Genomic DNA, 20,125 nt, shown 5'->3' on the forward strand with positions numbered 1-20,125 from the left:
CGGCGGGCCGGAATGACGACGGCCCGCAGCTTTCACATCAGTAACAGCAGTCACTTCGGTTGACACCTCTCACAGGCCCGTGTCAGCGTTTCGGAGACCTCCGAGAAGGGACCCCCGTGCATCGCGAGCCGATCCGCCACCCCCGCCGCGTCCGGCAACGACTCACCGGCGTCGTCGCGCCCGCCGTCGTGGGCTCGATCGCGCTGAGCCTGAGTGCTCAGCCCGCGGTCGCCGCGGAACCTCAGCAGCGGGACACGCCGTTCGGTCACGACGCCCGGGCCCTGCGGCCGGCCGCGCCGACCGCGGTCCAGCCGGCGAGCCGGCCCGACGAGCACGTGGTGGGCCTCGGCGACACCGTCAGCCGCATCGCCGCTCAGCACGGGCTGCGCACCGCCGACCTGTTGGCCTGGAACGGTCTGGACTGGTCCGCCGTCATTCGTCCCGGCGACGTCATCCGTCTGTCCGGCAGTTCCGCCCCGAGCACCACCGCCGCGGCCCCGGGCGGCACCGGCCGCTCGCACACCGTCGCGGCCGGTGAGACGCCGTGGTCCATCGCCCACGCCGCCGGGGTCGGGGTCGACGAGCTGCTCGGAGCCAACGGGCTCGCCGGTGACGCCGTGATCTTCCCGGGTCAGACCCTGACGGTCCCCGGGAGCGGCCCGGCGACTCCCGCGGCGGACGTCGCGGTCGTGCCCGCTGCGGCGCCCATCGCCGCCGGGTCGCACACGGTCGGTGCGGGCGACACGCTGTCGGCGATCGCCGCGCAGCACGGCCTCGGCCTGGACGCCGTCCTCGCCGCCAACGCTCTCGACCGGTCCTCGATCATCTACCCCGGACAGTCCCTCGTCATCCCCGGCGCTGCCGCGGCGCCCGCCGCGGTGGTGACCCCGGCCCTCGACCTCGGGCTGGACGCCGAACAGATCGCGAATGCCCGCCTCATCATTCAGGTCGGACGCGACCGCGGGGTGCCCGACCGCGGCATCGCGATCGCCCTGGCCACGGCCATGGTGGAGTCCTGGATCCGCAACCTCGATTGGGGCGACCGCGATTCGCTGGGCCTGTTCCAGCAGCGACCGAGCACCGGCTGGGGAACCCCCGACCAGGTGCGCGACCCCGTCCGATCGACCGCGACGTTCTTCGGTGGCGCCGGTGACCCGAACGGCGCCGACACCCGCGGGCTGCTCGACATCCCCGGCTGGGAGTCCCTGCCCTTCACCGACGCGGCGCAGGCCGTCCAGGTGTCGGCTCACCCCGAGCGGTACGGCCAGTGGGAACAGCAGGCATATCTCTGGCTGGCCGCACTCGGGTGATACCCGGCGAACCCGGGTGCCCCGAGGGTGAGCCGCTGCCCGGGCTCGCGGCATCCGCTCCGTAGAATCACTCCGTGAGCATGAGCCAGCAGACCGACCCGCTGATCGGCCGACTGGTCGACCAGCGGTACCGCGTCCGTGCTCGCATCGCCCGCGGCGGCATGGCGACGGTCTACGTCGCGACCGACCTGCGGCTCGAGCGCCGCGTCGCCCTGAAGGTGATGCACGGCCACCTGTCGGACGATTCGGTCTTCCAGAGCCGGTTCATCCAGGAGGCGCGATCGGCCGCGCGCCTGGCCGACCCGCACGTCGTCAACGTGTTCGACCAGGGCCAGGACGGCGAGATGGCCTACCTGGTGATGGAGTACCTGCCGGGCATCACGCTGCGTGAGCTGCTCCGCGAGCAGAAGCGCCTCACGATCCCCCAGACCATCACGATCATGGACGCGATCCTGTCGGGACTGGCCGCGGCGCACCGTGCCGGCATCGTGCATCGCGACGTCAAGCCCGAGAACGTCCTGCTCGCCGAGGACGGACGCATCAAGATCGGCGACTTCGGCCTCGCCCGCGCCACGACCGCGAACACCGCGACCGGCCAGATGCTGCTCGGCACGATCGCCTACCTGGCCCCTGAACTCGTCACTCGCGGCACGGCCGACGCCCGCAGCGACATCTACGCACTCGGCATCCTTCTTTACGAGATGCTGGCCGGCGAGCAGCCGTACAAGGGCGAACAGCCCATGCAGATCGCCTATCAGCACGCGACCGACTCGGTTCCCCGGCCCAGCGCCAAGAACCCCGGCGTGCCCGAGCAGCTCGACGAGCTCGTCCTGTGGGCGACCGAGCGCGAACCCGACGAACGCCCGCTCGACGCGAAGGTCATGCTCGACCGCCTGCGCGAGATCGAGCGCGAGCTCGGCGTATACCCGCAGGTCGTGCGCACGGCGCCGGCCGGCGCGCACGAGATCGTCTCCGACGACGACGGTTCCGGTTCGGGCGAGGTGACCAAGCTGATGCCGGGCACCTTCACGGCGCCCCCCGTCACGACGGACGTCGACAACGCCACACGGCTACGCCGCCAGTCGCGTCGCAACCGCACGCGCGGCGCGTGGCTCGTCATGCTCGTCATCGCCCTCGCCGCCCTCGCCGGCGGCGCGGGCTGGTGGTTCGGCTCCGGGCCGGGATCGCTCGTCGCGGTTCCCGACGTCCGCGGGCTCAGCTTCGTCGAGGCGCAGGACGCCCTCGTCGCGCAGGGCCTGCAGGCCACCGAGTCGGGCGAGAGCAGTCTCGACGTCCAAGAGGGGCTCACGATCCGCACCGATCCCGATCCGGGCGCGCGGCTCGATCGCGAGGCGGTCGTGACGGTCTACGTCTCGCGTGGCCCCGCCGAGGTGTCGATCCCCGCCCTTTCGGGTCAGACCGAAGAGGCGGCACGCGAGCTTCTGCGACAGAACGTCGTAGCGGTGGCCGACCAGGCCGAGGCGGAGTTCGATCCGGATGTCGCCGCGGGCACCGTCATCCGCGCATCCGTGCAGCCCGCTGCCGGTGGTGACCCGGTCGACTGCTCCGAAGGATGCCTCGTCCGCCAGGGAGACGCCGCCACATTGCTCGTCTCGCGTGGCGCCGTGCCGGAGGTGTCGGGCATGAGCGTCGAGCGCGCCACGCGGACGCTCACCGACGCGGGACTCGAGGTCTCGGAAGAGAACCGCACGGACGCGAGCACCCGCATCGCCCAGGGCGACGTCATCGGCATCCTCGGTCGGGACGAGGACGGAAACTGGCGGCCCGGCGACGTCGTCACCCTCATCGTCTCGACCGGTCCCCCGCTCTTCGAGGTGCCGGATGTCGTCGGTCAGACGCGCGACGCCGCCGCCGAGACGCTCCGCGGCGCGGGGTTCGAGGTGTCGTACTCGGCGCTGTGGAACATCTGGCCCGACGGATTGACCAAGGTGACGGCCCAGGATCCGGCGGGCGGCAGCATGCACGTTCGCGGCACCACGATCACGCTGCAGATCACCGCGACCGGCTGACGCCCCTCCGGCCGCCGGCCGACACGACACTGCCCTGCTCCGCGGTGATCCGCGTGCAGGGCAGTGTTCGTGGGGGCGGGGCCCGGGTCAGCGCTTCTCGAGCTCCTCGGCGACGAGGAAGGCCAGCTCGAGGCTCTGCATGTGGTTCAGGCGTGGGTCGCACAGGCTCTCGTAGCGGGTCGCAAGGCTCGCCTCGTCGATCATCTCCGAGCCGCCCAGGCACTCCGTGACGTCGTCTCCGGTGAGCTCGACGTGGATGCCGCCGGGGAAGGTGCCGACCGCGCGGTGGGCCTCGAAGAAGCCGCGCACCTCGTCGACGACGTCGTCGAAGCGACGCGTCTTGTAGCCGGTGGGCGTCGTGATGCCGTTGCCGTGCATCGGGTCGGTCACCCACAGCGGCGTCGCGCCCGAGTCCTTGACCGCTTCGAGCAGCGGGGGCAGCGCGTCGCGGATCTTTCCGGCACCCATGCGCGTGATGAACGTCAGACGGCCCGGCTCGCGCTCGGGGTCGAGCTTGTCGATCAGCGCGAGCGCCGTGTCGGTGCTCGTGGTGGGGCCGAGCTTGACGCCGATGGGGTTGCGGATCTTCGAGAAGTAGTCGACGTGGGCGCCGTCGAGCTCGCGCGTCCGCTCACCGATCCAGAGGAAGTGCGACGAGGTGTTGTACGGCGTGTTCGTGCGCGAGTCGATCCGCGTCATCGGACGCTCGTAGTCCATCAGCAGGCCTTCGTGGCCCGTGTAGAACTCGACGCCGCGCAGCTCGTCGAAGTTGGCTCCCGCCGCCTCCATGAACTTGATCGCGCGGTCGATCTCGCCGGCGAGGCCCTCGTACCGGGCGTTCGCGGGGTTCGAGGCGAAGCCCTTGTTCCACGAGTGCACCTCGCGCAGATCGGCGAAGCCGCCCTGCGTGAACGCGCGGACGAGGTTCAGCGTCGAGGCCGCCGTGTGGTAGCCCTTGAGCAGCCGCGCGGGGTCGGGCTGGCGCGAGGCCGCCGTGAAGTCGTAGCCGTTGACGATGTCGCCGCGGTAGGCCGGCAGCGTGATGTCGCCGCGGGTCTCAGTGTCGCTCGAGCGCGGCTTGGCGAACTGCCCGGCCATGCGGCCCATCTTCACGACGGGCATCGAGGCGCCATAGGTCAGCACGACCGCCATCTGCAGCACCGTCTTGATCCGGTTGCGGATCTTCTCGGCCGTCGCGCCGGCGAAGGTCTCGGCGCAGTCGCCGCCCTGCAGCAGGAAGGCTTCTCCGGATGCCGCGCGCGCGAGGCGTTCGCGGAGGATGTCGACCTCTCCGGCGAAGACGAGGGGCGGGAGCGTCGCGATCTCAGCCGACACCGCAGCGACGGCGTCGGGGTCGTTCCACGCCGGCTGCTGCTTGATGGGAAGATCGCGCCACGTGTCGAGTGAATCCAGCGTAGGCACGGGGCAAGTCTAGTCCGCGGCGACGGGCGCCTCGGCCGTGTGACGCTCAGCCCTGCTGCTGCTGCTGCGCCGCGCGTTCCTTGACCGACGACGCGTAGACGTCTTCGTACTGCTGCTCACCCAAACGCTGCAGCGCCACCATGATCTCGTCGGTCACCGAGCGCAGCACGTACCGGTCGCTCTCCATCCCCTGGAAGCGCGAGAAGTCGAGCGGTTCGCCGATGACCATGCCGACGCGCCCGACGCGCGGGATGCTGCGCCCGATGGGCATGACGGCGTCGGTGTCGACCATGACCACGGGGATCACGGGCACGCGCGCCTCGAGCGCCATGCGAGCAAGACCGGTGCGGCCCCGGTAGAGCTTGCCGTCCGGGCTGCGGGTGCCCTCGGGGTAGATGCCGAGCAGGTCGCCGCGGCCGAGCACCTGGAGACCGGTGTTGAGGGAGGCCTCCGAGGCCTTGCCGCCCGTGCGGTCGATCGCGATCTGGCCGGTGGCCTTCATGAACACACGCGTGGCCCAGCCTTTGAGGCCGGACCCGGTGAAGTAGTCGCTCTTGGCGAGGAACGACATCGGGCGGTCGATCATGAGCGGCAGGAAGACCGAGTCGCTCACCGACAGGTGGTTGCTGGCGAAGATCGCCGCACCGGAGGCGGGGACGTTGCGTCGGCCCACGATCCACGGTCGGAAGACCGCTTTCACGATCGGTCCGATGAAGACGTACTTCATCAGCCAGTAGAACACCGGTCACCGCCCCCCGGCGAGATCGGCGACACCGATGAGCCCGGCGTCGTTGCCCAGCGTGGCGATGGCGAAGTCTGCGGGTGCGGCGTTCTCGCCGCCCGGCAGCGCACCGCGGTAGGCGGCGCGGACCGGGGCGAGCAGCGTCTCGCCGAGCTGCGCGACACCGCCGCCGATGACGAAGATCTCGGGGTCGAGCGTCGCCTGGAAGCCGCCCGCGGACTCGCCGAGAGCGGTCGCGACGCGGTGCAGCGCCTCCATGGCGCCGGGGTCGTCGGCGAGGATCAGCCGCGAGATCGCGTCGCCCGGGATGGAGCCGCGCTCGTCGCGCACCTGCGCCAGTGCGGATCCGAGCTCGGGGTCGTCGGCGATGGCGATCGCTTCGCGCTGCAGCGCGCGACCGGAGGCGTACTGCTCGAGGCAGCCGTACAGGCCGCACCCGCACAGGCGTCCGCCGCGTTCGAAGCGCACGTGCCCGAGTTCGCCGGCGGCGCCGCGTCCGCCGATGAGCAGTTGGCCGTCGATCACGACCGCTCCCCCGACGCCGGTGCCGAGGGTCAGCATGACCATGTTCGCGCTGCCGCGGCCCGCGCCGAAGCGGTACTCCGCCCAGCCGGCGGCGTTCGCGTCGTTCTCGAGGACGACGGCCACGCCGACGCGCGACTCCAGTTCGGCCCGCAGCGGGTGCTCGACCCAGTCGATGTTGGGGGCGTGACGCATGATCGAGCGCGTGCGGTCGAGGAACCCGGCCGCAGCGACACCGACCGCGGTCACGTCGTGCGAATCGCGGAAGTGGCGGACCATGTCGGCAACGGCATCCGCCAGGGCGTCGGTGTCGGTCGGGGTGTCGACGCGGATCCGGTCGACGATCGTGCCGTCCGCGGAGACCACGCCGCCGGCGATCTTGGTGCCGCCGATGTCGATGCCGATGTTGAGCACTCGTCGTCCCTTTCCGCCGACCGTTCGGCGGCGCCCCGCAAAGTCTAGTGGCGCGCTTTCGCCACCGCGGGGTCGAGGGCCGGGGTCGCCGCTAGAGTGTCTGTACCCTGCCAGACGCTTCCGGTACCGAAGGAGTTGCCGCCCATGAGCGCCGTCCAGTTCGAAGTCCCTGCCGTCGTACCCGCCGACCCCGACGCGAACATCACCGACCTGTTGGTCGACCGTGTGAAAGCCAGCCCCTCGCGCGCCCTGTTCGCCGTGCCGGAGAACGGCGGCTGGCGCGATATCTCCGCCGCCGACTTCCAGCGCGAGGTCATCGCGCTCGCGAAGGGATTCGTCTCGGCCGGTGTCGAGCCCGGCGACAAGGTCGGGTTCATCGCCCGCACCACCTACGACTGGACGCTCGTCGACTTCGCGCTCTTCTTCGCCGGGGCCGTGATGGTGCCCATCTACGAGACGAGCTCGGCATCGCAGATCGCGTGGATCCTCACCGACTCGGGCGCGACGACGGTCATCGCCGAATCGTCCGAGCACGCCGACCGCATCGCCGAGATCCGCGCGACCGTGCCGCTCGTCCGCGAGGTCTGGACGATGGGGGCGGGCGACCTCGACACCCTGCGCGCGGGCGGACGGGGTGTCGCCGACGACGAGATCGAGCGCCGACGCAATCTGGCCGTCGGCTCGGACATCGCCACCCTCATCTACACGTCCGGCTCGACCGGGCGCCCGAAGGGATGCGTGCTCACGCACAGCAACTTCGTCGAACTGGCCCGCAACTCCGGCGAGGCGCTGACGGAGGTCGTCAACCACCCGGGCGGCGCCTCCACGCTGCTGTTCATCACGACCGCCCACGTGTTCGCGCGCTTCATCTCGATCCTCAACGTCCACGCGGGGGTCAAGACCGGGCACCAGCCCGACACGAAGCAGCTGCTGCCGGCGCTCGGATCGTTCCAGCCGACGTTCCTGCTCGCCGTCCCGCGCGTGTTCGAGAAGGTGTACAACTCGGCCGAGCAGAAGGCCGAGGCGGGCGGCAAGGGGAAGATCTTCCGCGCCGCCGCGCACGTCGCGATCGAGCACTCGCGGCTGCTGCAGGAGGGGAGGAAGATCCCCCTGCTGACGAAGGTGAAGTTCCGCCTGTTCGACCGCCTCGTCTACAGCAAGCTCCGCACCGCCATGGGCGGACGCGTGCAGTACGCCGTCTCGGGCTCGGCGCCGCTCGGCCCGCGCCTGGGACACTTCTTCCACAGTCTCGGCGTGACGATCCTCGAGGGCTACGGCCTGACCGAGACGACGGCTCCGGCGACGGTCAACCTCGCCACCAAGGCGAAGATCGGCACGGTCGGCCCGGTGCTGCCCGGTGTCGGCGTGCGCCTGGGCGAGGACGGCGAGGTCGAGGTCCGCGGCATCAACGTGTTCGCGGAGTACTGGCAGAACCCCGAGGCGACGGCCGAGGCGTTCCACGACGGGTGGTTCAAGACGGGCGACATCGGCTCGTTCGACGACGACGGCTTCCTCACGATCACCGGTCGCAAGAAGGAGATCATCGTCACCGCCGGAGGCAAGAACGTCGCCCCCGCCGTGCTCGAAGATCCGATCCGCGCCAACCCGATCGTGGGTCAGGTCGTCGTCGTGGGCGATCAGAAGCCGTTCATCTCGGCTCTCGTGACGCTCGACCCTGAGATGCTCCCGACGTGGCTGGCCAACAACAACCTGGCGGGCGACATGACGCTGACGGATGCCGCGACGCACGACGTCGTGCGGGCCGAGGTGCAGCGCGCCATCGACGAGGCCAACCGCGGTGTCTCGCGCGCCGAATCGATCCGCAAGTTCACGATCCTCGACACCGAGTGGACCGAGGCGAGCGGGCACCTGACTCCGAAGATGAGCATCAAGCGCAACGTCATCCTCACCGACTTCGCCGACGAGATCTCCGACATCTACGACGAGCCGGTCAAGACCAGCAACGTGCCCCTGGGCTGACGGCCCGACGAGAACGGCCCGGCGGATGATCGCTCATCCGCCGGGCCGTTCTCGTCGGCATCGCGGGGTGCGACGCCCCGCCTCAGAACCAGGACGACTCGCGCACCTCACGCATCGCCACGCGGCGCTCGGCCGGTGAGAGCCGGTCGAGGTACAGGATGCCGTCGAGGTGGTCGCACTCGTGCTGCAGCGCCTGTGCCATGAGGCCCTCCCCCTCGAGCGTGATGTCGTTCCCATCGAGATCGATTCCCACGGCGCGGGCGTACGGGTGGCGGAGCGTGTCGTGCCAGAGGTTCGGGACCGACAGGCATCCCTCTCCGATGAGCGCGGGGTCGCCCGAGACCTCTACGAGTCGCGGATTGAGGATGTAGCCGATGACGCCGTCGACGTTGTAGCTGAAGGCGCGCAAACCCACGCCGATCTGCGGCGCCGCGACCCCGGCGCGACCGGGCAGCTCGACCGTGTCGAGCAGATCGCGCACGAGCGAGCGCACGCCGTCGTCGATGGTGTCGATGGCGGCGGCGGGCGACTTCAGGACGGGGTCGCCGAAAAACCGGATCGCGCGAACCGTCATGTCACGCGACCGACGCGTTCCGTCGGAGCCCCTCGACCACGCTCGCGGCGAGCGTGCGGGCTGCCTCTCGGGTGGCCGGGTCGAGGTCGCGGAAGGTCACAGCGCTGCCCGCGGCCAGGTGCGGGTCGTACGGCACGCGGACGACCGCGCGCACGCGCGAGCTGAAGTGCGTCTCGAGCTCGTCCGCGCGCACCATCGGCGTCCCCGGACGCGACGTGTTGAGCACGACGACAGCGCTCTTGACCGCCTCGCCGAACCCGTTCGACTCGAGCCACGTGAGGGTCTCTGAGGCCAGGCGCGCCTCGTCGACCGACATCCCGGCGACGACGACGATCTGGTCGGAAAGGCCGAGCGTGGCACCCATGACCGAGTGCACGATGCCGGTTCCGGTATCGGTCAGCACGATCGAGTAGTAGTGGGCGGCGATCGCGGCGACGTTCTCGTAGTCGTGGTCGCTGAACGCCTCCGACACGTGCGGGTCGGTGTCCGAGGCCAGCACGTCCAGCCGGGTCTCGTCGCGGGCGACGATCGACGACAGGTCGTTGAACCCGACGACGTCGCCGCTGGTGCGGACGAGGTCGCGGACGGTCTTGCCGCTCGTGCGGCCGATCCGGTCGGCGAGCGTCCCCCGGTCGGGGTTCGCGTCGATCGCGATGACGCGGTCGTCCCGGGCATCCGCAAGCGCCATGCCGAGCAGCGTCGTGACAGTCGTCTTGCCGACGCCGCCCTTGCGCGAGAGCACCGGGACGAACTTCGCCCCGCCGACCAGCGGTGCCGTGATGCGGCGGTCCAGCTCCTTGCGTGCACGAGCGCGCTTGCTGTCGCCGAGGTTGATGCGGCGGCCGGATGCCGCGTACACCAGGCGCTGCCAGCGCCCTTCGGGCTCGGCGCGGACGACCTGCGACGGGTCGAGCAGCCGCTCGGCGGTGAGCAGGTCGGACGACTCGCGGCCCGGCTCGAGGTCGCCGATGCGGCGCGATTGCAGCACGGGCTCGGTGGGACGGACGACCTGGACACGCTCGGTCGCGTGGCGGACCTGCTCGGCGGCCTGATGGGCCTCACGGCGGGTGGTGGGCACGGAGCCGGTGATGACCGTCGTCGTGGGCACGACCGTCGCCACGACGGTCTCGGCCACGGGTGCGCGCGTCGAGGACGCCGCTGCGGCACGCTCGTCGTCGACGGGGGCGGCCTCGGCCCGGTCCTCGACGGTCACGATCTCGCCGGTGCGGGGCACCACGGCGGCGGCGTCGACCTCATCGCTCGCTTCGGCGACCTCGTCGGTCGGTACCTCGGAGGAGTCCTCGGTGCCGTCGTCGTCGACGGTCGCGGTGATGACGTCGTCATCCGTCTCGTGCTCGTCGGCCGGCTCCCCCGCGGCGGCATCGATGTCGACGGCCGCGGCGTTCTCGGCTGCATCCGTGTCGCCGAGCGCATCCGTGTCGTCCGACGCATCCGTGTCTTCAGGGGAACCGATCTCGTTGGGCACATCCACGTCTGACGACGCGTCGCCGTCTGCTGCCGCGTCGGTCGCGGCATCCTGCTCGTTGCCGGCCGCGCTCAGAGCGCCCAACGGGATGTCGCCGGTGCTGAGCTGGTCGTCGAACACCTCGCCGTCGACGACGTCGGCATCGTCGAAGTCGTCCTCGTCGGTCGGCGGAAGGGTCACGTCGACCTGGGCCGTGCCACCGATGATTCCGATCGCGGTCGTATGAATGCTCTCGCTGTCGATGAGGACCGCGGGGTCGTTCTCATCGTGCTGATTCTCGTTGCGCTCAGGCATGTCTCGCTGCGTCCACTCCAGGTCTCGAGCTCGCGCCCGACCCCCTAGGCTACTCGCCGGGCCGGATGACGACCAAAAGGTCCCCGGCCTCGACCTGCGCGGTGCCGCCCACGACGAGCCGCTCGACACGGCCGTCGACGGGTGCGGTGATCGCCGCTTCCATCTTCATCGCCTCGATCGAGGCGACCGGCTGACCGGCCGTGACGGTGTCGCCGACGGTCGCCTTGACGGTGACGACGCCCGAGAACGGCGCCGCGACCTGACCCGGTACCGACGTGTCGGCCTTCTCGGCCGCGCGGGCCTCGACGCTGATCGCGCGGTCACGCACGAAGACGGGGCGCAGCTGACCGTTCAGCGTCGCCATGACCGTCCGCATCCCCTTGTCATCGGCCTCACCGATGGCTTCGAGCCCGACGTACAGCTGCACGCCCCGCTCGATCTCGACGACGTGCTCGGCACCCGGCACGAGCCCATAGAGATAGTCAGCGGTGTCGAGCACGCTGAGATCGCCGTAGATCTCGCGGACACGGTCGAACTCGCGCGTGGGCGCGGGGAACAGCAGCGCGTTGAGTGTGCGCCGGCGTGTCGCGGAGTCGGACCCGAGGGCCGTGGTGTCGGCATCCGACAGCTCGGCGACCCCCGGTCGCACGGTGCGACCTACGAGCACCTTCGAACGGAACGGCTCCGGCCAGCCGCCCGGCAGGTCGCCGAGCTCACCCGCCATGAAGCCCACGACCGAGTCCGGGATGTCGTACGCGCCGGGGTCGGCGGCGAAAGCCGCGGGATCGGCCTTGACCGCGGCCAGATGCAGCGCCAGGTCGCCCACCACCTTCGACGAGGGCGTCACCTTGGGAACGCGGCCCAGGATGTCGTTCGCCGCGGCGTACATGTCCTCGATGAGTTCGAAATCGTCGGCGAGACCGAGTGCGATGGCCTGCTGCCGCAGGTTCGACAGCTGACCGCCGGGGATCTCGTGCCGGTAGACGCGTCCGGTGGGCCCCGGAAGGCCCGACTCGAACGGACGGTACAGATGGCGCACGGCCTCCCAGTACGGCTCGAGGTCCGAGACCGCGGCGAGGTCGAGCCCCGTGTCACGCTCGGTGTGAGCGAGCGCCGCGACGAGGGCCGACAAGGACGGCTGACTCGTGGTACCGGCCATGGGCGCAGCCGCCGCGTCGACGGCATCCGCGCCCGCGGCGCTCGCGGCCAACAGCGTCGCAAGCTGCCCCCCGGCGGTGTCATGCGTGTGCACATGGACGGGGACGTCGAAGCGCTCGCGCAGAGCCGCCACCAGACGGGATGCCGCCGCCGGCCGCAGCAGACCGGCCATGTCCTTGATCGCCAGCACGTGAGCGCCCGCGCCGACGATCTGGTCGGCCAGGCGCAGGTAGTAGTCGAGGGTGTAGAGATCCTCGGCGGGGTCGAGCAGGTCGCCTGTGTAGCAGAGCGCGACCTCCGCGACCGTGGTGCCGGTGGCCAGCACCGCGTCGATGGCGGGCCGCATCTGCGAGACGTCGTTCAGCGCGTCGAAGATGCGGAAGATGTCGACGCCGGAGTCGGCCGCCTCGCGCACGAAGGCCTCGGCCACCGCCGTCGGATAGGGCGTGTAGCCCACCGTGTTGCGCCCGCGCAGCAGCATCTGGATCGCGATGTTCGGCAACGCGGCGCGCAGCTTGTCGAGCCGCTCCCAGGGGTCTTCGCCGAGGAAGCGGAGGGCCACGTCATAGGTCGCCCCACCCCATGCCTCCACCGACAGCAGCTGCGGCGTCAGCCGCGACACCGCGGGCGCGACCGCCACGAGGTCCTTCGTCCGCACCCGCGTCGCGAGCAGCGACTGGTGCGCGTCGCGGAAGGTGGTCTCGGTCACCGCGAGTGCCGTCTGCCCGCGCAGCGCCCGGGCGAAGCCCTCGGGGCCGAGCTCGAGCAGACGCTGCCGCGACCCCGCCGGCGGCGCGGCCGAGACGTCGATCCGCGGCAGCTTCGCGCGCGGCTCGACGGTCGTCGGCGCCGAGCCGTGCGGCCGGTTGACCGTCGTGTCGGCGAGCCAGCCGAGGACCTTCGACCCCCGGTCCTTCGACGGCCGGCCCTCGAGGAGCTCCGGGCGCTCGTCGATGAACGCGGTGCTGAGGTCGCCGCGCTCGAACGCCGGGTCGTCGAGCACGCGCTGCAGGAAGGGGATGTTCGTCGAGACGCCGCGGATGCGGAACTCCGCCAGGGCGCGCCGCGAGCGCACGACGGCGGCGGCGAAGTCGCGACCTCGACACGTCAGCTTCGCCAGCATCGAATCGAAGTGGGGGCTCACCTGCGAGCCGGCGGCGGTCGTGCCACCGTCCAGACGGATGCCGGCGCCGCCGGGCGACCGGTACGTCGTGATCTTTCCGGTGTCGGGCCGGAAGCCCTGCGCGGGGTCCTCCGTCGTGATCCGGCACTGCAGCGCGGCCCCGCGCAACCGGATGTCCTCCTGCGCCAGGCCGAGCTCGCTCAGCGTCTCCCCCGCCGCGATCCGCATCTGCGACTGCACCAGGTCGACGTCGGTCACCTCCTCGGTGACGGTGTGCTCGACCTGAATGCGCGGGTTCATCTCGATGAAGACCGCCTCGCCGGCGCGCGGACCGGCGGTCTCGAGCAGGAACTCCACCGTGCCGGCGTTGACGTAGCCGATCGATCGCGCGAAGGCGATGGCGTGCCGGTGCAAGGCGGAGCGGGTGGTGTCGTCGAGGTTGGGCGCGGGGGCGATCTCGATCACCTTCTGGTGGCGACGCTGCACCGAGCAGTCACGTTCGAAAAGGTGGACCGTCTCGCCGGTGGCATCCGCGAGGATCTGCACCTCGACGTGCCGCGGGCGCTGCACGGCCTGCTCGAGGAACACGCGCTGGTCGCCGAACGCGCTGCCTGCCTCGCGCATCGCCTCGGAGAGGGCGGGTGCCAGCTCGTGTTCGGAGCCGACGCGCCGCATACCGCGACCGCCACCGCCGGCGACCGCTTTGACGAAGACCGGAAACCCGATGTCGGCGGCCTGGGCGACGAGCGCGTCGATGTCGTCGGATGCCTCGGTCGAGCGCAGCACCGGCACTCCCGCCGTCGAGGCGTGGCGTTTGGCGGTCACCTTGTTGCCGGCCATCTCGAGAACATCCGCCGACGGCCCGATGAACGCGATGCCGGCCGCGGCCGCACGGGCGGCGAGCTCGGGGTTCTCGGACAGGAAGCCGTAGCCCGGATAGATGGCGTCGGCCTCGCTCTCCACCGCGACGCGGATGATCTCGTCGACGTCGAGGTAGGCCCGCACGGGGTGCCCCTTCGTCCCGATCTCGTACGCCTCGTCGGCTTTCAACCGATGCAGCGAGTAGCGGTCCTCGTGCGGATAGACCGCCACCGTGCGCGCTCCCAGCTCGAACGCCGCACGGAAAGCTCGGATGGCGATCTCGCCGCGATTGGCGACAAGGATCTTTCGGAACATGCTCACCTCGCAGGAGTGAGACGCGCGGCGACGGTGCCGCGCGAGGGCTCGAATACCTTCTCAGCCTAGGGGACGGTAACGTAGGGTCTCGTGCACGTACTCTCCGTCAGCTCGCTCAAGGGCGGGGTCGGCAAGACGACGGTCACTTTGGGGCTCGCATCCGCCGCGTTCGCCCGCGGTGTCCGGACGTTGGTCGTCGACCTCGATCCGCAGTCCGACGTGTCGACGGGGATGGACATCCAGGTCGCCGGTCGCCTCAACGTCGCCGACGTCCTCGCCAATCCCAAGGAGAAGGTGGTTCGTCAGGCCATCACCTCGAGTGGCTGGGCGAAGGTGCACCCCGGCACGATCGACGTCCTGATCGGCAGCCCGTCGGCCATCAACTTCGACGGGCCGCACCCCAGCGTCCGCGACGTCTGGAAGCTCGAGGAGGCTCTCGCCACGATCGAGGCCGACTACGACCTCGTGCTGATCGACTGCGCTCCCTCGCTCAACGCGCTGACACGCACCGCGTGGGCCGCGAGCGACCGCGTCGTCGTGGTGACCGAGCCCGGCCTCTTCTCCGTCGCCGCAGCCGACCGTGCCTTGCGAGCGATCGAAGAGATCCGGCGCGGCCTCTCCCCCCGGCTGCAACCTCTCGGGATCGTCGTCAACCGCGTGCGACCGCAGTCGATCGAGCACCAGTTCCGCATCAAGGAGCTGCGCGACATGTTCGGTCCGCTCGTCTTGTCGCCTCAGCTGCCCGAGCGCACGTCGCTGCAGCAGGCGCAGGGCGCCGCGAAGCCGCTGCACATCTGGCCCGGCGATTCCGCCCAGGAGCTAGCGTCCGACTTCGACGCCCTGCTGGACCGCGTGCTGCGCACCGGTCGCATCGCCGTCGCCGGTGAGACTCCCGCCGCGACGTAGAACGGCCCGCAGATATGACAGAACCCCGGAAGCGACCGCTCCGGGGTTCTCTGCGTACGGGGCTGTTGTTGCGGGGCGCTGCTCAGGCGCTGCGAACCGAGCGACGGGCGGCGAGCTCGTCGACCGGGTCCGGCGCCTGCGGGTCGAACTCGACGAGGGTCGACTCGACCTCGCGCAGCACCTTGCCCACCGCGATGCCGAACACGCCCTGACCGCGGCTGACGAGGTCGATGACCTCGTCGTTCGACGTGCAGAGGTAGACCGAGGCGCCGTCGCTCATGAGCGTCGTGCCGGCGAGATCGCGGATGCCCGCGGCGCGCAGCTGATCGACGGCGATGCGGATCTGCTGCAGCGAGATGCCCGTGTCGAGCAGTCGCTTGACGAGCTTGAGCACCAGGATGTCGCGGAAGCCGTAGAGACGCTGCGAACCGGAACCGCTCGCGCCGCGCACGGTGGGCTCGACGAGCTCGGTGCGCGCCCAGTAGTCGAGCTGGCGGTAGGTGATGCCGGCCGCGCGTGCGGCCTGCGCTCCGCGATAGCCGACCTCGTCGTCCATCTGCGGCAAACCGTCGGTGAACAGGAGGTCGGTCGTGAACCGCATCTCGCCGAGCGAATCATGCGCGGTCATCTGGTCCTCCTGCCGGACGGTCGGGTTGCTTCCACGCTAGATGAGGGATGCCGGTGCGGCAACGACATCCGGTCGAAGGCGCGGCGTGTCGCTCTGCGGTCACCGCGCGAGTCGGTCGATCGCGCTCTGGACGAACGCCGATCGCACCTCATCGAGACGCCGCACGAGCTCGGGGGCGAGTTCGTGGGCGCGGCCGCGGGACGTCGAGTCGGTGCGGCGCAGGAGCGGCGCGAGCGCCGTCTCGACCAGCGCGACGTCGCGTTCCGCCGCCTGCCGAACCGTCCGCAGGTGGCGGGGTCCGATGCCGTGACGGTCGAGCGCGACGAGGGTCCGCAGCAGCGCCAGGGCGCGCTCGTCGTAGGTGTCCGCGGCCGGCAGGAGGCCCGCCGAGACCGCGTCGCCGAGCAGCGGCGCGCTCGCTTCGGCCTTCTCGAGCAGCTCGTCGCGCCGGTAGCGACGGTGAGCCACGATCGACGACGGCAACGCCGGCGGCATCGGCTCGGCACCGGGGGTGTCGAGGTATTCGCGGATGCGGGCGAGCGGCATGTAGTGGTCGCGCTGCAGCGTGAGGGCGGTGCGGAGCCGCTCGACGTCGGATGCCGAGAACTTGCGGTACCCCGAGCCGGTGCGCGTCGGGGTGACGATGCCCTGGTCTTCGAGGTAGCGGAGCTTGCTCGAGCTGAGCGCGGGGAACTCCGGATTCAGCCGCGCGAGCACCTGACCGATGCTCAGATGACCCGCCGCCGCGGAGCGGCTGCGGGCTGCGGAAGCGGGGCTCACGCCCCGGACGCCGAGGCGCGGTCGAACGGGGAGACGAAGAAGTTCAGGCGGAACTTGCCGACCCGCAGCTCGGCACCGTCCGACAGCACCGCGCGGTCGACACGCTCGCCGTTGACGTACGTGCCGTTGAGCGAGCGCTGGTCGACGATTTCGAACACCGAGCCGGTGCGGGTGATCTCGGCGTGACGGCGCGAGACGGTGACATCGTCGAAGAAGATGTCGGCCTCGGGGTGTCGGCCCACGGTCGTCACATCGGTGTCGAGCAGGTAGCGTGCGCCCGCGGTGGGACCGGAACGCACCAGCAGCAACGCGGCCCGCTCGGGCAGCGACTGGATGGCGTCGCGCTCGACGGCCGTCAGATCCGCCCCGAACGGCACGAACGACAGGTCGAGGTCGTGCCCGAACGTCTGCGTCGTGTCCGAGGACCCGCTGTGCGGCGTGCGGTCGGGTTCGCGTCGGATGTCGTCGACGTCTCGATCCTTTTCGTCCACAGTGTCCTCCTCTTCCGGGCCAGCCTAACGGATCGGGGGCCGCTCGCGAACGCCGGTCCCCCGCTTTCCCACCCACGTCATATCCGGCGTCGATAGGGTCGGAGCGATGTCCATGCGCACCCGTTCCCGCCGCCCCCGCCTGCTCGCCGTCCTGGGGCTCGTCCTCGGCCTCGCCGGCACCGCCGTGGCTGCACCCGCCGTCGCCCACGACGATCTTCTCGCCTCCGACCCCGCCGCCGACAGCGAGGTCGCGCAGCTGCCCGATGCGGTCACGCTGACCTACAGCGGCGTACTCATCGACGAGCCCGGCGTCAACGCCATCTCGGTGACGGACGCGGCCGGCACCGAGCTGGCCGAGGGAACGCCGACGCTCGACGGTACGACGGTGTCGCAGGCCCTGACCGGCGACAGCCAGGGCCCGATCACCGTGCGCTGGCGCGTGGTGTCGAGTGACGGGCATCCTGTCTCGGGCGAGTTCTCGTTCACCGCGGGAGACCCGGCTGCGGCACCCACCGGACCGGCCGAGCCGAGCGAGCCCGACGCCGCCGCGGAGGGCCTTCCGGCGGTCTTCTGGATCGTCGTCGCGATCGTGGTCGTCGCCGGTGTCGCAGCGCTCGTCGTCGCCCTCGTCGCGGCTTCCCGGCGTCGTACCGAGGACTAGGCTGGGAACATGCCTCACTACAACGTCGTCATCCTCGGCGCGGGCCCCGGCGGGTATGTCGCAGCTGTCCGCGCTGCGCAGCTCGGACAGTCCGTCGCGATCATCGAAGAGAAGTACTGGGGAGGCGTCTGCCTGAACGTCGGCTGCATCCCCTCGAAGGCCCTGCTCAAGAACGCCGACCTCGCGCACACCTTCAAGCACAAGGCCGACATGTTCGGCATCAGCGGTGACGTGCACTTCGACTTCGGCACCGCGTTCGACCGCAGCCGCAAGGTGGCCGAGACGCACGTCAAGGGCATCCACTTCCTCATGAAGAAGAACAAGGTCACCGAGTACGAGGGTCGCGGGTCGTTCGTCGACGCCAAGTCGATCCAGGTGACCAAGACCGACGGCTCGCAGGAGACGGTGACGTTCGACAACGTCATCATCGCGACCGGCTCGTTCGTCCGCCTTCTGCCCGGCGTGCAGCTGAGCGACAACGTCGTGACCTACGAGGAGCAGATCCTCACCCGCGACCTGCCGAACTCCATCGTCATCGTCGGCGCCGGCGCCATCGGCATGGAGTTCGCGTTCGTCATGTCGAACTACGGCGTCAAGGTCACGATCATCGAGTTCCTCGACCGCGCCCTCCCCAACGAGGACGTCGAGGTCTCGAAGGAGATCCAGAAGCAGTACAAGAAGTACGGGATCGACATCCTCACCTCGACCAAGGTGGAGCAGATCGACGACTCCGGCGACAAGGTCACCGTCTCGTACTCGGCCAACGCCGACGGCACGAAGGGCCAGATCGAGGCCGACAAGGTCCTCGTGTCGATCGGCTTCGCCCCTCGCGTCGAGGGCTTCGGTCTCGAGAACACCGGGGTGAAGCTCACCGAGCGCGGCGCGATCGACATCGACGACCACATGCGCACCAACGTCGAGGGCATCTACGCCATCGGTGACGTCACCGCCAAGCTGCAGCTCGCGCACGTCGCCGAGGCGCAGGGCGTCGTCGCCGCGGAGACCATCGGCGGCGCCGAGACCCAGACGCTGGGCGACTACCGCAACATGCCGCGCGCGACGTTCTGCTCGCCGCAGGTGGCGTCGTTCGGCCTGACCGAGCAGCAGGCGCGCGACGCCGGCTACGACGTCAAGGTCGCGAAGTTCCCGTTCTCGGCCAACGGCAAGGCGAACGGCCTCGGCGAGCCCGTCGGCTTCGTCAAGCTCATCGCCGACGCCGAGCACCTCGAGCTCCTCGGCGGCCACCTCATCGGCCCCGACGTGTCGGAGCTTCTGCCCGAGCTGACCCTCGCGCAGAAGTGGGACCTCACCGCACTCGAGGCCGCCCGCAACGTGCACACGCACCCGACCCTGTCGGAAGGCCTGCAGGAGGCGTTCCACGGCCTCGCGGGTCACATGATCAACCTCTGACGCTCGCGTCGGAAAGACGAACGCACCGCCCGGCTCAGCCGGCGGTGCGTTCGTCTTTGTGATGCTGCCTCTCGGACGCGACGTGAGGCCGCGTCCCGGTCAGAGGCCGAGAGCGCGGGCGAGCTTGGAATCGGATGCCGCCGGGCGGCCTCCGGCCGCCCGGACGAGCTCGTCGGCCGTGTCGAAGAGGCCGGCGATGTCGGCCGCGCGCGGCGGTGCCGCGGGTCCGAGCTCGATCTCCCACTCCCGCCACGAACTCGAGCGACCCGTCCGCTCGTCGACGGCGGTCACCCGGTCATCGACGAACTCGGCGATCAGGCCGCCGTCGACGTCCCGCAGCGCGTACGCCGTCCGCGAGTTACGGATGCGCGCGATGACGTCGAATGGCGGGCCGGAGATCTCAGCGAGGGCGTCGAGAACCGGTGCGGGCACCTCGATGGGGTCGTCGGCGCCGGCGGCATCCAACGGCCATTGCGTCTCGAGCTTGCCCTCGGGGGTCGACCGCTTAATGTGCCAGCCCTCGTCGGGACCGCCCGTGCGTCGCCGCAGCGCCGTCAGCGCTTCGGCGAGGCGGCCGTCAGGGGTGTCGAGGTATCGCGCGTCGAGCTCGCGCGACTCCGGCTCGCCGACCGAGGCGACGCCGGGAAGCGCAGACCAGTCGGGAACCGGAGTCTCGGCGTCGACGTCGTACTTGCGCTCGACCTCGAGCGAGCTGCGAGGCTCAGTCGTCACTGGTCACGCGGTCGTCGCGCTCGTCAGCCGAGGGGTCGATGTCGCCCTCGGTCTCGACGAAGTGGAACTCCGACGACGTGGGTCCGTCGCCCTCGCCGGTGTTCTCGGCGTCGCCCGCGCGCTCGTAGACGACCTGCGTCTCGCTGTAGGGCAGGATGAGCCGGTCCGACGTCTCGTCGTCCAGCGGAAGGGTCTGCCCGTCGAGCGGGCCACCGTGCAGTCGTGCAATAGCCATGTTCTGACCTCCTGATCCCGACCCTACCCGGGCCCCGCGGGCGGGCCGATA

The 20,125-nt window shown here is 70.4% G+C and carries 17 protein-coding genes; 6 read left to right on the forward strand and 11 right to left on the reverse strand.

The annotated features are described in order from the left end of the window. Positions 1 to 116 precede the first annotated feature (116 nt). Together PUW82_RS12120 and pknB are read left to right on the forward strand one after the other, a co-directional pair. On the forward strand, positions 117 to 1,310 hold the full coding sequence (locus PUW82_RS12120) for a LysM peptidoglycan-binding domain-containing protein (RefSeq protein ID WP_274222534.1): 1,194 nt from the start codon (positions 117 to 119) through the stop codon (positions 1,308 to 1,310). A 74-nt stretch (positions 1,311 to 1,384) separates the two neighbouring features. Continuing rightward, entirely contained in the window at positions 1,385 to 3,340 is a 1,956-nt protein-coding gene (pknB, locus tag PUW82_RS12125; RefSeq protein WP_274222535.1) for a Stk1 family PASTA domain-containing Ser/Thr kinase, read from the forward strand. An 87-nt stretch (positions 3,341 to 3,427) separates the two neighbouring features. Here the strand turns inward: pknB and PUW82_RS12130 are convergent, their stop codons facing one another. The 3 genes from PUW82_RS12130 to PUW82_RS12140 are packed head-to-tail and all read right to left on the reverse strand — an operon-like array spanning position 3,428 to position 6,440. Further along, positions 3,428 to 4,762 (reverse strand): class II 3-deoxy-7-phosphoheptulonate synthase, encoded by a 1,335-nt coding sequence (locus tag PUW82_RS12130; protein ID WP_274222536.1) that lies wholly within the window; start codon positions 4,760 to 4,762, stop codon positions 3,428 to 3,430. A 46-nt stretch (positions 4,763 to 4,808) separates the two neighbouring features. After that, positions 4,809 to 5,504, reverse strand: coding sequence for a lysophospholipid acyltransferase family protein (locus PUW82_RS12135; RefSeq protein ID WP_274222537.1), 696 nt, complete (start codon positions 5,502 to 5,504; stop codon positions 4,809 to 4,811). Between the two features lie 3 nt (positions 5,505 to 5,507). Beyond that, on the reverse strand, positions 5,508 to 6,440 hold the full coding sequence (locus tag PUW82_RS12140; RefSeq protein WP_274222538.1) for an ROK family protein: 933 nt from the start codon (positions 6,438 to 6,440) through the stop codon (positions 5,508 to 5,510). Positions 6,441 to 6,584: 144 nt separating this feature from the next. Between PUW82_RS12140 and PUW82_RS12145 the strand changes: the two genes are divergently transcribed. Then, on the forward strand, positions 6,585 to 8,420 hold the full coding sequence (locus PUW82_RS12145) for an AMP-dependent synthetase/ligase (RefSeq protein WP_274222539.1): 1,836 nt from the start codon (positions 6,585 to 6,587) through the stop codon (positions 8,418 to 8,420). 82 nt (positions 8,421 to 8,502) lie between these two features. On the opposite strand, the gene PUW82_RS12150 is transcribed toward PUW82_RS12145, so the two are convergent. From PUW82_RS12150 to PUW82_RS12160, 3 genes are read right to left on the reverse strand one after another with little or no spacing between them, the layout of a single operon-like run. Continuing rightward, positions 8,503 to 8,994, reverse strand: a complete 492-nt coding sequence (locus tag PUW82_RS12150; protein ID WP_274222540.1) for a peptide deformylase — start codon at positions 8,992 to 8,994, stop codon at positions 8,503 to 8,505. A 1-nt stretch (position 8,995) separates the two neighbouring features. Continuing rightward, entirely contained in the window at positions 8,996 to 10,774 is a 1,779-nt protein-coding gene (locus tag PUW82_RS12155) for a MinD/ParA family ATP-binding protein (protein WP_274222541.1), read from the reverse strand. 49 nt (positions 10,775 to 10,823) lie between these two features. Further along, positions 10,824 to 14,231, reverse strand: a complete 3,408-nt coding sequence (locus tag PUW82_RS12160; RefSeq protein ID WP_274222542.1) for a pyruvate carboxylase — start codon at positions 14,229 to 14,231, stop codon at positions 10,824 to 10,826. Between the two features lie 90 nt (positions 14,232 to 14,321). Here PUW82_RS12160 and PUW82_RS12165 point away from each other — a divergent pair, with 90 nt between their 5' ends. Further along, a complete protein-coding gene (locus tag PUW82_RS12165) occupies positions 14,322 to 15,137 on the forward strand; it encodes a ParA family protein (protein WP_210005307.1) in 816 nt (271 codons plus the stop codon). A gap of 82 nt (positions 15,138 to 15,219) precedes the next feature. Here the strand turns inward: PUW82_RS12165 and PUW82_RS12170 are convergent, their stop codons facing one another. The 3 genes from PUW82_RS12170 to PUW82_RS12180 all read right to left on the reverse strand — a co-directional run bounded on the left by PUW82_RS12170 (position 15,220) and on the right by PUW82_RS12180 (position 17,036). Continuing rightward, positions 15,220 to 15,765, reverse strand: a complete 546-nt coding sequence (locus tag PUW82_RS12170) for a MerR family transcriptional regulator (protein WP_274222543.1) — start codon at positions 15,763 to 15,765, stop codon at positions 15,220 to 15,222. A 99-nt stretch (positions 15,766 to 15,864) separates the two neighbouring features. Then, positions 15,865 to 16,545, reverse strand: a complete 681-nt coding sequence (ftsR, locus tag PUW82_RS12175; protein ID WP_274222544.1) for a transcriptional regulator FtsR — start codon at positions 16,543 to 16,545, stop codon at positions 15,865 to 15,867. After that, positions 16,542 to 17,036, reverse strand: coding sequence for an FHA domain-containing protein (locus tag PUW82_RS12180; protein WP_420792752.1), 495 nt, complete (start codon positions 17,034 to 17,036; stop codon positions 16,542 to 16,544). Before PUW82_RS12180 ends, ftsR begins: the two co-directional genes overlap by 4 nt. A 106-nt stretch (positions 17,037 to 17,142) precedes the next feature. Here PUW82_RS12180 and PUW82_RS12185 point away from each other — a divergent pair, with 106 nt between their 5' ends. Further along, complete coding sequence (locus tag PUW82_RS12185; RefSeq protein WP_274222545.1) at positions 17,143 to 17,697, forward strand: copper resistance CopC family protein; 555 nt, start codon at positions 17,143 to 17,145, stop codon at positions 17,695 to 17,697. 9 nt (positions 17,698 to 17,706) lie between these two features. Next, entirely contained in the window at positions 17,707 to 19,107 is a 1,401-nt protein-coding gene (gene lpdA, locus PUW82_RS12190; RefSeq protein ID WP_274222546.1) for a dihydrolipoyl dehydrogenase, read from the forward strand. Between the two features lie 99 nt (positions 19,108 to 19,206). On the opposite strand, the gene PUW82_RS12195 is transcribed toward lpdA, so the two are convergent. Together PUW82_RS12195 and PUW82_RS12200 are read right to left on the reverse strand one after the other, a co-directional pair. Next, positions 19,207 to 19,839: a CYTH domain-containing protein gene (locus PUW82_RS12195; RefSeq protein WP_274222547.1), complete on the reverse strand. Its 633-nt coding sequence runs from the start codon at positions 19,837 to 19,839 to the stop codon at positions 19,207 to 19,209. Further along, complete coding sequence (locus PUW82_RS12200; protein ID WP_274222548.1) at positions 19,829 to 20,074, reverse strand: response regulator; 246 nt, start codon at positions 20,072 to 20,074, stop codon at positions 19,829 to 19,831. Before PUW82_RS12200 ends, PUW82_RS12195 begins: the two co-directional genes overlap by 11 nt. Positions 20,075 to 20,125 lie beyond the last annotated feature (51 nt).

This window comes from Microbacterium thalli, assembly GCF_028737325.1.
Lineage (GTDB): Bacteria > Actinomycetota > Actinomycetes > Actinomycetales > Microbacteriaceae > Microbacterium > Microbacterium thalli.

What these genes read in the sequence shown, in the direction of transcription:
- lpdA (WP_274222546.1), top strand. Translation starts at nt 17,707, where the DNA reads ATGCCTCACTACAACGTCGTCATCCTCGGCGCGGGCCCCGGCGGGTAT.
- PUW82_RS12150 (WP_274222540.1), bottom strand. Translation starts at nt 8,994, where the DNA reads ATGACGGTTCGCGCGATCCGGTTTTTCGGCGACCCCGTCCTGAAGTCG.
- PUW82_RS12185 (WP_274222545.1), top strand. Translation starts at nt 17,143, where the DNA reads ATGTCCATGCGCACCCGTTCCCGCCGCCCCCGCCTGCTCGCCGTCCTG.
- PUW82_RS12145 (WP_274222539.1), top strand. Translation starts at nt 6,585, where the DNA reads ATGAGCGCCGTCCAGTTCGAAGTCCCTGCCGTCGTACCCGCCGACCCC.
- PUW82_RS12155 (WP_274222541.1), bottom strand. Translation starts at nt 10,774, where the DNA reads ATGCCTGAGCGCAACGAGAATCAGCACGATGAGAACGACCCCGCGGTC.
- PUW82_RS12170 (WP_274222543.1), bottom strand. Translation starts at nt 15,765, where the DNA reads ATGACCGCGCATGATTCGCTCGGCGAGATGCGGTTCACGACCGACCTC.
- PUW82_RS12160 (WP_274222542.1), bottom strand. Translation starts at nt 14,231, where the DNA reads ATGTTCCGAAAGATCCTTGTCGCCAATCGCGGCGAGATCGCCATCCGA.
- PUW82_RS12200 (WP_274222548.1), bottom strand. Translation starts at nt 20,074, where the DNA reads ATGGCTATTGCACGACTGCACGGTGGCCCGCTCGACGGGCAGACCCTT.